Source organism: Lentzea sp. HUAS TT2 (assembly GCF_051853195.1).
In the GTDB taxonomy this organism is placed as follows: domain Bacteria; phylum Actinomycetota; class Actinomycetes; order Mycobacteriales; family Pseudonocardiaceae; genus Lentzea.
Genome location: NZ_CP196667.1, coordinates 9733409 through 9746188 on the forward strand (window position 1 = coordinate 9733409; position 12780 = coordinate 9746188).

The 12780-nt window shown below is 69.4% G+C and carries 14 protein-coding genes; 4 read left to right on the plus strand and 10 right to left on the minus strand.

The features are described from left to right. Positions 1-21: 21 nt before the first annotated feature. The 4 genes from ACSHWB_RS46070 to ACSHWB_RS46085 all read right to left on the minus strand — a co-directional run bounded on the left by ACSHWB_RS46070 (position 22) and on the right by ACSHWB_RS46085 (position 3086). A complete protein-coding gene (locus tag ACSHWB_RS46070; RefSeq protein WP_439659661.1) occupies positions 22-786 on the minus strand; it encodes a hypothetical protein in 765 nt (254 codons plus the stop codon). A gap of 94 nt (positions 787-880) precedes the next feature. Next, positions 881-1504 carry a response regulator gene (locus ACSHWB_RS46075; protein WP_439659662.1) on the minus strand — a complete coding sequence of 208 codons (624 nt, stop codon included), beginning with the start codon at positions 1502-1504 and terminating at the stop codon, positions 881-883. Continuing rightward, complete coding sequence (locus ACSHWB_RS46080; protein WP_439659663.1) at positions 1501-2556, minus strand: sensor histidine kinase; 1056 nt, start codon at positions 2554-2556, stop codon at positions 1501-1503. The genes ACSHWB_RS46075 and ACSHWB_RS46080 overlap by 4 nt, the downstream gene beginning before the upstream one ends. Beyond that, entirely contained in the window at positions 2553-3086 is a 534-nt protein-coding gene (locus tag ACSHWB_RS46085) for a DUF1453 domain-containing protein (protein ID WP_439659664.1), read from the minus strand. The genes ACSHWB_RS46080 and ACSHWB_RS46085 overlap by 4 nt, the downstream gene beginning before the upstream one ends. A 117-nt stretch (positions 3087-3203) precedes the next feature. On the opposite strand from ACSHWB_RS46085, the gene ACSHWB_RS46090 reads away from it, so the two are divergent. Then, on the plus strand, positions 3204-3797 hold the full coding sequence (locus tag ACSHWB_RS46090) for a DedA family protein (RefSeq protein ID WP_439659665.1): 594 nt from the start codon (positions 3204-3206) through the stop codon (positions 3795-3797). Here the strand turns inward: ACSHWB_RS46090 and ACSHWB_RS46095 are convergent. Continuing rightward, complete coding sequence (locus ACSHWB_RS46095) at positions 3704-4912, minus strand: MFS transporter (protein ID WP_439659666.1); 1209 nt, start codon at positions 4910-4912, stop codon at positions 3704-3706. The genes ACSHWB_RS46090 and ACSHWB_RS46095 overlap by 94 nt on opposite strands. Positions 4913-4959: 47 nt before the next feature. Continuing rightward, positions 4960-6171, minus strand: a complete 1212-nt coding sequence (locus tag ACSHWB_RS46100; protein ID WP_439659667.1) for an MFS transporter — start codon at positions 6169-6171, stop codon at positions 4960-4962. A 116-nt stretch (positions 6172-6287) separates the two neighbouring features. Here ACSHWB_RS46100 and ACSHWB_RS46105 point away from each other — a divergent pair, with 116 nt between their 5' ends. Further along, on the plus strand, positions 6288-6653 hold the full coding sequence (locus ACSHWB_RS46105; RefSeq protein WP_439659668.1) for a LysR substrate-binding domain-containing protein: 366 nt from the start codon (positions 6288-6290) through the stop codon (positions 6651-6653). 49 nt (positions 6654-6702) lie between these two features. On the opposite strand, the gene ACSHWB_RS46110 is transcribed toward ACSHWB_RS46105, so the two are convergent. Then, on the minus strand, positions 6703-7437 hold the full coding sequence (locus ACSHWB_RS46110; RefSeq protein ID WP_439659669.1) for a carbonic anhydrase family protein: 735 nt from the start codon (positions 7435-7437) through the stop codon (positions 6703-6705). Between the two features lie 328 nt (positions 7438-7765). On the opposite strand from ACSHWB_RS46110, the gene ACSHWB_RS46115 reads away from it, so the two are divergent. Further along, on the plus strand, positions 7766-8116 hold the full coding sequence (locus ACSHWB_RS46115) for an MmcQ/YjbR family DNA-binding protein (protein WP_319981066.1): 351 nt from the start codon (positions 7766-7768) through the stop codon (positions 8114-8116). Here ACSHWB_RS46115 and ACSHWB_RS46120 read toward each other — a convergent pair. Both ACSHWB_RS46120 and ACSHWB_RS46125 read right to left on the minus strand, forming a co-directional pair. Beyond that, entirely contained in the window at positions 8113-9261 is a 1149-nt protein-coding gene (locus ACSHWB_RS46120) for a hypothetical protein (RefSeq protein WP_439659670.1), read from the minus strand. The two genes, ACSHWB_RS46115 and ACSHWB_RS46120, sit on opposite strands and share 4 nt — an antisense overlap. Before the next feature lie 10 nt (positions 9262-9271). Then, entirely contained in the window at positions 9272-10141 is an 870-nt protein-coding gene (locus ACSHWB_RS46125) for an MBL fold metallo-hydrolase (RefSeq protein WP_439659671.1), read from the minus strand. Positions 10142-10223: 82 nt separating this feature from the next. Between ACSHWB_RS46125 and ACSHWB_RS46130 the strand changes: the two genes are divergently transcribed. After that, the gene (locus ACSHWB_RS46130; protein ID WP_439659672.1) at positions 10224-11048 is read left to right on the plus strand and encodes a LysR family transcriptional regulator; all 825 of its coding nucleotides are present in this window, start codon (positions 10224-10226) and stop codon (positions 11046-11048) included. On the opposite strand, the gene ACSHWB_RS46135 is transcribed toward ACSHWB_RS46130, so the two are convergent. After that, positions 11033-12733, minus strand: coding sequence for a hypothetical protein (locus ACSHWB_RS46135; RefSeq protein WP_439659673.1), 1701 nt, complete (start codon positions 12731-12733; stop codon positions 11033-11035). The genes ACSHWB_RS46130 and ACSHWB_RS46135 overlap by 16 nt on opposite strands. Between the last annotated feature and the right edge of the window lie 47 nt (positions 12734-12780).

Consider the following 12780-nt stretch of genomic DNA (forward strand, 5'->3'; position numbering starts at 1 on the left):
GCGGGCCACCCGGACTACGTCCTACTTCTTGGTCGCCGAGTAGTTCCGGAAGTTGATGTAGGTGTCGAGGATGTCCGAGGAAGCGCTCTCGACCGAGCGGTAGATCCCCCACTTCGGCCGTACGTAGTCGCCCTCGTCCGGGATCTTCACGCCGGACCGCTTGCCCTGCACCGCGATCGGCGCGCTCGCCCCGGTGCCGTTGCGCAGCACGAAGCCGACGGTGCCGCTGGAACCGGGCGTGATCGTCCACTCGACGGTGACCCACTTGTCGCGCAACGGGGCCAGGTTCGTGGCGGCGATGTCCGGGGCGCCATCAGTGCTGAACGCGCGCGCCCGGATGGTCTCGGTGCTACCGCTGCGGCTCAGGGACAGCGTCGTCCACGGGCCGCCGTTCGTGCTGGGCGTCTTGGTCTGGAAGATGTGCGTGAACTTGCTCGTGCCGTGCAGCGATGACGGCATGTACATCTCGTACGAGATGACCCACGTCTCGCCGTTCTTCATCTTCAGCGCGTTGCCGCCCGAGACCATGCCCTTGGACTCGGTGCGTTGACGGTCGCCGCCACCGGTGGTGTCGCGGTCGTTCTTCCAGATGTTGAACCGGTAGGCGTCGCCCTGGACGACGATGTACTTGCCCTTGCGTTCGGGGAACTTGTTGCCCCGGTCGACCTCGATGCCCTCGAACGCCTTGAGGCCGTCGGTCGCGGGGTTCGGGCTCCACGCGGGTGCGGCGTGGGCGGGAGAGACGGTGACCAGCATCAGCGCGGCAGCCGTCAGTGCGATTTTCATCGAGCCTTTCCTTCCTGGCGGCATTACCGAAGGTAGGAGGTCTCGACCTGCGATGTCAACGAAAATGACTAGAGTTGCCTGCGATTGACAAGATTCATCGGAGCTTGAGGGCCAGCCGGACCGCGTCGGCGCGCGAGTGCAGGTCGGCTTTGGCGAACAGGTTGTTGATGTGCGTCTTCACGGTCGCCTCGCTGATGAACAGCCGCCGGGCGATCTCGCCGTTGCGCAGGCCCTCGCCGATCAGGTCGAGCACCTCGCGCTCGCGCACCGTGAGGTCGACGCCGGGCTGCTCGACGGGCCGGCGGCTCGCGAGGTCCAGCAGCCGCATCTGCACCGAGGGGTCGAGGATCGCGTTGCCGGCGTGTGCACCGCGCACGGCCTGGATGATCGTGGACCGGTCGGCGTCCTTGGTCAGGTAGCCGCGGGCGCCCGCGCGCAACGCCTCCAGGATCGACTCGTCGTCGTCGAACGTCGTCAGCACGACGACCGGCAGATCGGGATGCGACTGCCGCAGCACGCGCGTGGCCTCGGCGCCGCCCATGACCGGCATGTTCAGGTCCATCAGCACGACCTCGGGGGTCAGTTCCCCCACGGCCGCAACGGCTTCCTGGCCGTTGGCCGCGGTGCCGACGACCGTGACGTCCGGGTCGAGGTCGAGCATCACGGCGAGCCCGTCGCGCACGGCCGCCTGGTCGTCCACGATCAACAGCCTGATCATCGGGGTAGCTCCATCCTGACCGTCCATCCGGGACCGTCCGGGCCCGCGGACAGCGTTCCTCCCAGCAAAGCAGCCCGCTCCCGCATGCCGGCGAGCCCCATCCCGCTCCCCTGCCCGTGCCGCGTCCCGTTGTCGGTCACCGTCAGCGTGACCGACGAGGCCGAGTACTCCAGCGACACGGCGACATCCGCACCGGGCGCGTGCTTGTGCGCGTTGGCCAAAGCCTCCTGCGCGGCGCGGATGACGGTCTGCGTGATCTGAACGCTCACCGGCGCGGCGTCACCGGAGACGCGGAACGACGCTCGGTGGCTCTCCGCGAGCCGTGCGATCGTCTCCGGCAACGGCAGGGTGTCCTCGCGCAACGCGTGCACGGCGCGACGGGTCTCCTTCAGCCCGGACACCGCCAACGCCCGTGCGCGCAGCACGGCCTCGTTCGCCTCGGTGGTCTTGCCTGCGCCGTGCAAGGCGTCGGCCATGTCCAGCTGCACGGCGATACCGGACAACGAGTGCCCCACGACATCGTGGATCTCGCGCGCGATGCGGCCGCGTTCCTCCAGCACCGCCGTGTACTCGGCGGCCGCGAGCGCGGCGATGCGTTCGCGGCGCATCAGGCCCAGCAGCACCGGGAGCCCGGCGGTGAGGCACAGCCACCACGGCGGCACGTCCTGGTCGCCCAAGGCCTGCGCGACCCACGTCGACGCCATCGCGACCAGCGAGCCCGCCACGGCGATCGCGACCGAGGTACGTCTCGACGCCAGCTGACGCCCGGCCGACCCGGTCGCGACGAAGACGAACGCCACCCCCGCCGTCGAGGGGGCGAGCGCGAACATCGGCGCGCTGGACAGCACGAACACCGAGGCCAGCACGACCTGTGCGCGGACGGGCAGGCGGTCGGCCAGGAACACGGACGTGACCGCCGCGGCGATCACCACGGCGGTCAGCGTCCAGGTCAGTTCAGGCAGTCGCGGCGGCCGGTCGATCAGCTGGACCACCGTGACCGCGGCGATCACGAGCGTGACCAGCGGCCTGAACATCTCGTCGGCGAGTCTCATCGGGTCGAATCATGCCGGGTTCCGTGGACCTTCTCCTGCCAGGAGTCCAGGAGCGCCGACGTGCGGTGCGGGGCCCCGTTGCGACCCTTCGACCACACGACCTGGCCACGCACCCGCACGGCCTTCGACATCACGACCAGGCCCTCGGCGAGCAGACCGGCGCCGACGACGAGCATCAGCCCGTTGCCCTGCGCCCCGCTGGGAGCCAGCACGAACCCGACGGCGAGCCTCGCGGCGATGCTCACCACCCAGAGCACGATCGTCATGGCCGTGTAGCGCAGCATCACGATGCCGTTCTGCTCGTACGTGCGGATGGTCAGGCCGCGCAGCAGGCCGAACACGACGCTCAGCGCCACGCTGACCAGCAGGAACCCGACCGCGCCCTCCGACACCTGCGTCAGCCCGATCACGCCCAGGACCGCAGGGAGCAGCAACAGCCGTTTGCCGACGGCAGGCTCTCCCATCAACCTGCGTGCCAGCACGAAGACGATGACGGCGGCGATGAGGACGATCTCCAGGGTTGTGTTCATGCCGTCAACGCTAGGAATTCGCCCAGTTCAGCGCGTGGACCCAGCGCAGTAGCCTGGGTGGAGATCCGTCTCCACCCGAGGGTTGAGAAGCCGGGCGAAACGGGTAATTCGACAACCATGGAATGGATCACCAGGCTCATGGAGGCGCTGGGCTCGCCCGGCGCGGGCATCGCGGTCGCGCTGGAGAACGTGTTCCCGCCGGTGCCGAGCGAGGTGATCCTGCCGCTGGCGGGGTTCACCGCCGGCCAGGGCAAGATCTCGCTGGTCGCCGCGATCCTGTGGACGACGGCGGGCTCGGTCGTCGGCGCGCTGGTGCTGTACGGCCTCGGCGCGTGGCTCGGGCTGGAACGGTTGCGCAAGCTCGCGGACAAGATCCCGTTCGTCACCTCGTCCGATGTGGACAAGGCCGACGGATGGTTCGACGAGCACGGCAACAAGGCCGTGTTCTTCGGGCGGATGGTGCCGGTCGTGCGGAGCCTGATCTCCATCCCCGCCGGGGTGTCCGGGATGCCGATCGTGAAGTTCACGGTCTACACCGCGGCGGGCAGCCTCGTCTGGAACAGCGCGCTGATCCTCGCCGGGTACGCGCTGGGCGACAACTACGAGCTCGTCGACCGCTACCTGGGCTGGGTCTCGACGGTGGTGCTGGCCGCGCTGGCCATCGCCATCGTCTGGTTCGTGGTCTCGCGCCGGAAGGCACGCCGTTCGTAGAGCACCGACGCGACGGCGATCGCGAGGCCCGCCACCGACAGCGCCACGCCGACCCACGCCGTCGAGGTGTAGCCCCAGCCCGCCGCGATGGCCAGGCCGCCGAGCCACGCACCGGCGCCGTTCGCGACGTTGAGCGAGGAGTGGTTGGACGAGGCCGCGAGCGACGGCGCGTCCGGCGAGGCGTCCATCAGCCTGACCTGCAGGGCGGCCGCGAGGATCTGGATGGTGAAGCCCAGCAGGAACAGCAGGGCGAACAGGAACACCGGGATGTCCGCGGTAAGCCCGAACAGCACCAGGATCACAGTGACGGCGATCAGCCCGCCGAACACCGAGCCCGTCACCGACCGGTCCACGAACCGGCCGCCGAACGTCGCGCCGAGCGTCATGCCGAGCCCGAACAGCGCGAGGATCCACGGCACGGCGCCCCCAGGCAGCCCGGCGACCTCGGTGGTCAGCGGGGCGACGTAGGAGTAGACGGCGAACATGCCGCCGAAGCCGATCATGCCGGTGAAGATCGCGAACCACACCGTCGGGCGGCCGAACGCGCGGACCTCGCCCTTCATCGACGCGCCCTCGACCTTGGGCACCAGCGGCACCCACGCCGCGATCGCCGCCGCCGTGATGAGCGCGATCACCGAGACCGCCAGGTACGCCGTGCGCCAGCCGATCTGCTGCCCTGCCGCCGTCGCGAGCGGTACGCCCACGAGGTTCGCCACGGTCAGTCCAACCATCACGCGTGCAACGGCCGTGCCGCGCCGTTCGGGAGCAACGAGCGTGGCGGCGACAACGGCCGCGATGCCGAAGAACGCGCCGTGCGGCAGTCCGGCGACGAATCGCGAGATGAGCAGCAGCGACTCGCTCTGCGCGGCGGCCGACAGCCCGTTGCCCAGTGCGACGGCGAGCATCAGGCTGATCAGCATGCCCTTGCGCGGGAGCTTGGCGCCGAGCACCGCGATCAGCGGCGCGCCGACGACGACACCGGCGGCGTAGAGGCTGATCGCGTGGCCGGCCTGGTAGTCGGGGATGCCGAACGTCTCCGCGATCTGCGGCAGCAGTCCCATGGTCGCGAACTCGGTCGTACCGATGCCGAACCCGCCGAGCGCGAGAGCGGTCATGGCGCGGGTGGTGTTCAAGGCTTCCCCATGGCTCGTGAGCAGCGGACTTAGTTAGCTACCGCATCGATTTTACGGTTCTTCTGAAGCGCTTCAAAAGACTCCGGGCCGGTGCCTCTCCTCACACGCCGATCGAGGAATACCGACACCAGGGCGATGCCGAGGCCACCGACCGCGAGCAGGGCCCCGATCCAGTTGGGCGCGGTGTAGCCGAGGCCGCGTTCGATCGCGAGACCGCCGAGCCACGCGCCACCGGCGTTGCCGAGGTTGAACGCCGCGATGTTCGCCGCGCTGGCAAGTGCAGGAGCACCTTCCGCGGTCTGCATGACCCGCATCTGCAGCGGCGGCACCGTGGCGAACCCGGCCGCCCCGAACAGCACGATGGTGATCGCCGCCAGCACGGGCGAGTGCGCGGTGAACACGAACGCCGTGAGGATCGCGGCCAGCGCGATCAGGATGACGATGGTGCTCTTCATGACCGAGCGGTCCGCCGCCTTGCCACCCAGCAGGTTGCCGGCGAACAGGCCGACGCCGAACAGCACCAGCAGCCACGTCACGGCGCCCGGCGAGAAGCCCGCGACCTCGGTCATCATCGGCGCGATGTAGGTGAACGACGCGAAGACGCCCGCGAAGCCGAACGCGGTCATCAGCAGTGCAAGCCACACCTGCGGGTTGCGGAACACGGCGAGCTCACTGCGCAGGTTGCCGCCCTGGGCCTGCTGACTCGGCACCAGGAACACGATGCCGAGCAGCCCGATCACGCCGAGCACCGTCACCGCCCAGAACGTCGACCGCCAGCCCAGCTCCTGGCCGAGCGCCGTGCCCATCGGCACGCCCAGGACGTTCGCCACGGTCAGACCGGTGAACATCAACGCGATGGCGCTCGCCCTGCGTTGCGGTGCGACGAGGTCAGCGGCGACGACCGAGCCGACACCGAAGAACGCGCCGTGCGCCAGTGCGGCGACCACGCGCCCGCTCATCAGCACGCCGTAGGTGTCGGCCATCGCGGAGACGAGGTTGCCCGCGATGAACAGCACCATCAGCCCGAGCAGCATCTTCTTGCGCGGCAGGCGGCCGCCGAGAACGGTCAGCAGCGGCGCGCCGATCACGACACCGAGCGCGTACCCGGAGATCAGCAGCCCCGCGCTCGGAATGGAGACACCGAGGTCAGCGGCCACGTCCGGCAGCAGTCCCATGATCACGAACTCGGTCGTGCCGATGGCGAAGGCGCTGATCGCGAGGGCGAGCAGGGCGACAGGCATGTCACACAGTCCTTGAAGTCGTAGGTTGTCCGCGTCGACAATAGTTGCACGCGCGGGCAATTGCATACGACCCCTGTATCGGTGAAGCTCGTCACGCCGCCCTGGGCACGAGGACGGTGCGGTCGAAGGGGCCTCCGTGTGCGGCCGCATGGGTCGACGAACTGGTCGACGCACCGTGGATCGCCAGCCCCTCGTCGAGCACGGAGCCGCTGCTCGGTGTCTGGCCCGGCCTGCCGGGACGGGCGCGCGTCGTCCACAGTGGACGGGACTGGCTCACGAAACTGCACCTGGTCGCCGCCGGTGCCGGAGTCACGACGGTCCCGGAGGGGCTGACGGCGGTCCTCCCGCCCGGCGTGGCCGTCCTGCGGGTCCAGGGCGCGCCACCCGAGATCCGCAGGGTCCTCGTGGCCCGGCTCCCCGGCACCGCCACGCCGGCGGTCACCGCCGTCACCGAGGCGATCACCACGGCGGCACGCCTGTAGACACGAGAAGGCCGGCCCCGCACGGGACCGGCCTTCTCGTTTGCAGTACTCAGATGCGCGGGACGTCCACGAACGTCCGGCCGTTGAGCGGCTGCGTCGCACGGGCGTTGCCCGCGGTGAACAGCCCCTTGAAGCGCGCGATGGCCGCGGCCGTCACGTGCTGCTCGCCGGTCAGGTACCACTCGACGCCCTCGGTGAACGGCGCCGTGGTGAGCGAACCGGTGTAGTGCAGCGTGTGGTGACCCGAGGGCAGCAACCGGTTGAGGTTGATCGGCTCGATGTCGACCGGCGCACCGCACTCGGGCGAGAGCCTGGCCAGCACGTCGTCCACGACGGAGTGCGTGCCGACGACCAGCGGCACGCCGACGACGAGGAGCTTGCCCTCGGCGCTGCGGTGCACGAGGTGCATCTCGAGCGGGGTGTGGCGGCCACCGAACGCGTGCTCCGACGGCGTGTGGAAGTGGAACTGGACCAGGTCGTATCTGGTGCCGGCGACGGTGACGTGGCCTGCTCCCGGCTCGACCTCCGCCTCCTCTGTCTCTTCGTGATTGCGGGTCGTGCAGCCGTTGGCCTGGTCCGTGTCCTTGCGGATGTACTTCAGCTCCAGTGCCGAATGCCCGTACGAGACGTCGAGCTTGGCCGCGTTCGGGTCGAACCGGATCGCGTTGGGCGTGACGTTGACGGGGCTTTGCGTCGGGGTCGCCGACTCAGCCGCGCCACTCGCGAAGAAGGTCGCGGTGAGCACGAGCGGAAGAAGAGCCGGAAGGGACCGCTTGAGGTTCATAACGCCACTTTTCACCCGATCGGGTGAAATGGGGAGTGGAGTGTGTTCGCGCTCTCATCGGCCGGAAATATTCCCCGCTGGCCCATTCCGGACAGCACTGAAGTGCTTCAGCTTCCGGAAGTGCGTCGATGCAGGTCACACCATCTGCCAAGGCTTTGCAAGAAGGCCTTTTGGGCGCGGGTTTTGTTGTGCTTGCAAATTCGAATTGAGACAGCCACGGGAATTGAAGAACCAGACGGTTCTCGATCACCATTGTCCGATTCGGCATGATTTGCCGAATTTGCCTGAAGTGCCTCCATCAACGGAGCGTGTGCGGCAGGATGAACCAATGGTCACCGTCGCCGACATTCGCGCCGTGGCACTCACACTGCCGCGCACCACCGAGCACCTCATCCGCGACCGCGTGAAGTTCCGCGTGGGCCAGATCGTCTACGCGGCACTCTCCCGCGACGAGACGGTGCTGGGCTTCGGCTACCCGCGCGAGGAACGGGAGGCGCTCGTCGCGAGCGACCCGGTCAAGTTCGCCTTCCCGAGCGAGTCCGACATGCGCTTCCAGTGGGTGCACGCCTCGATGGCCGAGTTGGACGTCGAGGAGATGACCGAGCTCGTCATCGGCGCCTGGACCATGTGCGTGCCGAAGAAGGTCATCCGCGCGCGCCTCGGCGAGGACTTTATTTAGTCAACACTGAAGCTATTGAGCACGCCATCGTTGAGGGCGACGAACGTGCCGTCGCGGTGCGCGGTGGGCCGGAACCCTTTCACCAGGCCGATCCGCACACCGCGTTCGGGCTCCCAGATCTCCAGCCCGTCTGCGCCGACGACGTACAACAGCCCTTCGTGGCCCCACATCGGCCCGGACGGCCCCGCGAACGCGCCCACGCGCCGTCCGGCAGGAAGCTCGTACAGCTCGACGCCGTCGAGCATCAGTTCGTCGTCCTCACCGATGCGCTGGACGGCCACGACGTCCTGCGTCACCCAGGCGACCGGCTGGTCCCAGGCGTACCAGCGCTGGGCCAGCTGCACACCGCCGTCCCGCAGTCCCGCCTCCAGGTCCACGACGTGCGGCAGGCCGGCAGGACCCCAGACCCAGCGATCGTCGAGCGCCCACCGGCCGCCGGGACTCGGGGTGAGGCGCCCGTGGAAGAACGGCCCTTCCGGCTCCCGTTCCGTCAGCAGCTCACCGGACGGCAGCGCGAAGAGGTCGAGCCGGTTCCACTCCGTCGCCGCGAGCACCCGGTCTCCCGGCACGAACACGATCGGATACGGCGTCCAATCGACGTGATAGGCGCCGCGGTCCAGTTCCAGCACCACGGTCTTGGCGCTCAGGTCGATGACGACGGCCTGAGACCCGTAGTCCACGCACACGGCGGCGTAGCGGCCGTCAGCCGACGTGTGCAGGGCGAGCAGGGCCTTCTTGCCGTGGGTGACCGGCAACGCCACCGCGCACGTGAACCCGTTCTGGTCCACCAGGCCCGACTCGGTCAGTGCGAGCCAGCCGTCCGGCAGCGGTGCCAGGCAGCGGTCGTTGAGCGGCTGGACGTCCCACGGCTGCGAACGCACGGTCCCCGGCACCGGCCGATCCTCGTGCCGGATCTCGGGAGTTCCTTTCCAGCCAAGGCTTTCGCCCCAGTCCTCCGCCCGCTCGGCACACCCCTCGCAGACCGTCGTCAGCGGCTTCCCGGCGCACTCCCGGCACGCCACGTCGTACCGCACGCCCGAGCCCGTCAGCACCCGGTAGTAGTCCGGCGACTTCTCCACCAGCATGTGCTCGCACACGCGCAGAGGACCGGTGACGGCAGCGTGGCCGCACTCGAGCAGTCTCACCAGAGCGAGGCTACTCAGCGCAGAGGCAGCCCACCCCGGGTTCGATCCACTCCTGCCCCGTCCACTCCGGATGCCGTTCGATCAGCACGGCCCGCACCTCGGCCACGATCTCGTCGAGCCCCATCGCGGAGTCGCGGCGCCGCCACGTCTCGTCCCGCAGCTCGCCCAGGTAGTCCCGGACCCCTTGCAGCACCTGGACATCACCGACCGAGCCGTGGCCGGGCACGACGATCCGCGGCTGGCCGGCGATCAGCCCGTCCATCACGTCGATCCACGCGAGGCCGGAGACGTCGGTGTCGTGCGGCGGGAACCACGGGAAGATCGCGAACTGCCCGGTCTCGGCCAGGTCGCCGGTGAACAGCACGCCCGCGTCCGGCACCTCGACCACCTGGTCCCCCAGCGTGTGGCCGCGCCCGGTGGGCCGCAGCAGCACCGTCCGGCCGCCGAGGTCGAGCTCGCGGACGCCGTCGAACACCTCGTCCGGCACCGGCACCTCGACGCCCGCCAGCCGTTCGGCGATCGTCCCGCCGAACCCGCGGAACTGCTCCAGGTAGCCGGATCCCTTGCGCCGCAGGTCATCCGCCTGAGCCCGGTTCACCAGGTAGGAGCTTTCGAACACGGACGCGCCGAACGCGTGCTCCGGGTGGAAGTGGGTCGTCGTCAGGTGGATCCGCCGTCCGTTCGCGATCTTGTCCGCGAAGGTCAGCACCTCGGTGGCGTTGGTGAGGCCGAGTCCGGTGTCCACGACGAGGATCGCCTCGGTGCCGCCGATGATCCCGATGTTGGGCACCAGGCTGACGTGCTCGTTGGGGATCACCAGTACGTCGGCGGCCACCTCGACGGCACCGGAGACGTGGACGACGGGGTCAGGAAGGTTCATGCCTCCACTTCACCCGCGGGGTGCGGTGCGCGTCCAAGACCGTCTGCGCACACCCGATACCGCGCGAGTATCGTGCCTGATCATGGAGCTGCGGACCTTGCGGTACTTCGTCGCGGTCGCGGAGGAGCTGCACTTCGGCCGTGCCGCGCAGCGACTCCACCTGAGCCAGCCGCCGCTCAGCCGGGCGATCAAGCACCTGGAGCACGACCTCGGCGTCACCCTGCTGGACCGCTCCCCCGCCGGCGTCACGCTGACCGACGCGGGCCAGGTCCTGCTGGCCGAGGCGAGGGCGCTGCTCGACCACGCCGACCGCATCCGCGCCAAGCTCGCGCGGACGACGATCACCGTCGGCATGATGGGCGACCACGGCGCCGCCAGGCTCGCCGCCGCGTTCCGGCGCAAGCACCCGCAGGTCGAGATCCGCGTGCGCGAGACCGACCTGACCGACCCGACCTGCGGCCTGCGCACCGGCCAGGTCGACGTCGCCCTGACGCGCGGCCCGTTCGACGAGAGCGGCCTGAAAACCCTGGTGCTGCGCCAGGACCCGGTCGGCGCGGTGCTGCGGGCCGATGATCCGCTCGCTGCCCGCGAACGGATCACCACCGCGGATCTCGCCGGTCGCGACTGGTTCCAGTTCCCGGACGGGACCGACGAGATCTGGCGGAACTACTGGAACGGCGGCGAACCGCGCAGCGGTCCGACGGTCCGCGCCGTCCAGGAGTGCGTGCAATCCGTGCTGTGGAACGGTTCCGTGGGACTGGCCCCGCTCGGTCACGACCTCGGCGAGCTCGTCGTCGTGCCGCTGGCCGACATGCCGCCCAGCCCCGTCGTGATCGCGTGGGTGAAGGACGACCCGCTCACGCTCGACTTCGTCGAGGCGGCGACGCAGGCCTATCCCCGGCTGTAGCCCCACTTCGTGCGCGTCGCCGCGTCCTCGACGCCGGTGAAGCCCTCGTTCGGCACGAACACGTCCACGCCGAAGTCGATGTCCGTGTCGTCGGCGTTGCCCCCGATCGCGTCGGCGCCGACCGCGAACATCGCCTTCGGGTTGCCGCCCTGGTCCATGAGCGTGTCGTGCTCGTTGAACTGGTGCTGGTGCCACGAACCGGAGAGGTGTCCCAGCTCGTGCGCCGCGATGTTGCCCAGCGCGCGGCCGACGAACAGGACCTTGTCACTGGCCGGTGTGATGTAGGTGTTGAGCGAGACGGACGGGCCCGCGGGAGCGCTGAGCAGGTCGAGCTGGACCATCGCGGTCTCCTCGTGCCCGAAGTTGCCGGGGTCGATGGACTGCGCGATCGCCACCGTCTCCACGCCGGACTCGGCGATCGTGCCGCCGATGACGAGCCTGCTGACGTTCTTCTGGCCCCACGGGTCGGCGTGGTCACGGCTGTTGAGCAGTTTGACGCCGAAGTTGCCGTGCAGCGCCAGGTTCTCGCGGATCGTGTCGACCGCAACGGACACGACGCGCTTCTCGTCGGCCGCGCTCAAGCCCCAGTTGGCGAGGAAGCTCGACAACGGCGACAGCTGTTTCTCCCCCGGTGGTCCCCACACCGTCGTGTCGACGAGGGCGCCGTCGAAGTCCACGAACACCGTCTGCGGCCCGGCTTTCTCGCTGCCGGGCCGGAACGCCTTGACCGTCAGCTGGTAGTGACCGGTGCCGTCCTCGACGCCGACGTAGTAGCGGCCGTCGCGCGGGGCGAGGAAGTCCGCGGCCGCGTTCCCGCCGCCGGGCAACGGGTTCTCCTTCGGGTAGACGCCGGAGAAGTCCTGCCGGGAGCCCATCGCCTCGCGACCCCTGCTGTCGTGCACGGCGACCTTGCGGGCGGCACCCGCGACGGACGCGCCGATCACGTCGCCCGCCTTGAGGTCGACGGCGAAGAAGTCCTTGTCCCCCTTGCCTTCACCAGCCGCGATCGTCAGTTCGTAGGCACCGGCGGTGTTCATCCCGCCGGTGACGCGGACGAAGAAGTCCGCGCCCGCGGCCAGGTCGACCTCCAGGCGTGCGTCGGTGCTGACGCCGACCGTGTCGTTGGCCGCGATCTCCTTGCCGGACGCGTCGAACACCGTCAGCACGGTGTCGAGGTCGCTGCCCTCGGTGCGGGTGTCGAAGGTCGTGTGACCGTTGCCGCGCACCAGGTAGAAGTCCTGGTCCGCGCCTGCGATCCGGCCGGTCGTCCTGATCGCGCGGTGGGTCGTGCCGACGCCGGAGGCACTCGCGGTCTGCGGGCTGTCGTTGGGTTCGGCGAACTCGGCGACGACCGGCATGGTCGGGTCCGCGGCCAGCGAGCCCGTGAACAACGCGGCGCGGTGCCGGCGGAAGTCCGTGGACTCGGCGGTCCACGGGCTGTCGTTGCGGTCTCGCGCCGATGCCTGCTCACGTTCGGCGTAGGTGTACCCCGGCGCCGCGGCCGTGAGGATCCGTGCCCTGGTCTTGGCCTCGCGCGCCTTGGCGGCCTTGGTCAGGTCGCTCGCGCCCGGATCCGCCAGGAAGGCCAGCAACGGGTCCGGCTGGACCGGTGCCGGTGCCGCCGTCGCGACGGTCTGACCGCTCAGCACCAGTGCGGTGACGGCGATCGCTCCTGCTAAACGCATGTACTCCCCCTGCTGGTAGACCGACCAGATCTACCGTGCGGGGAGCA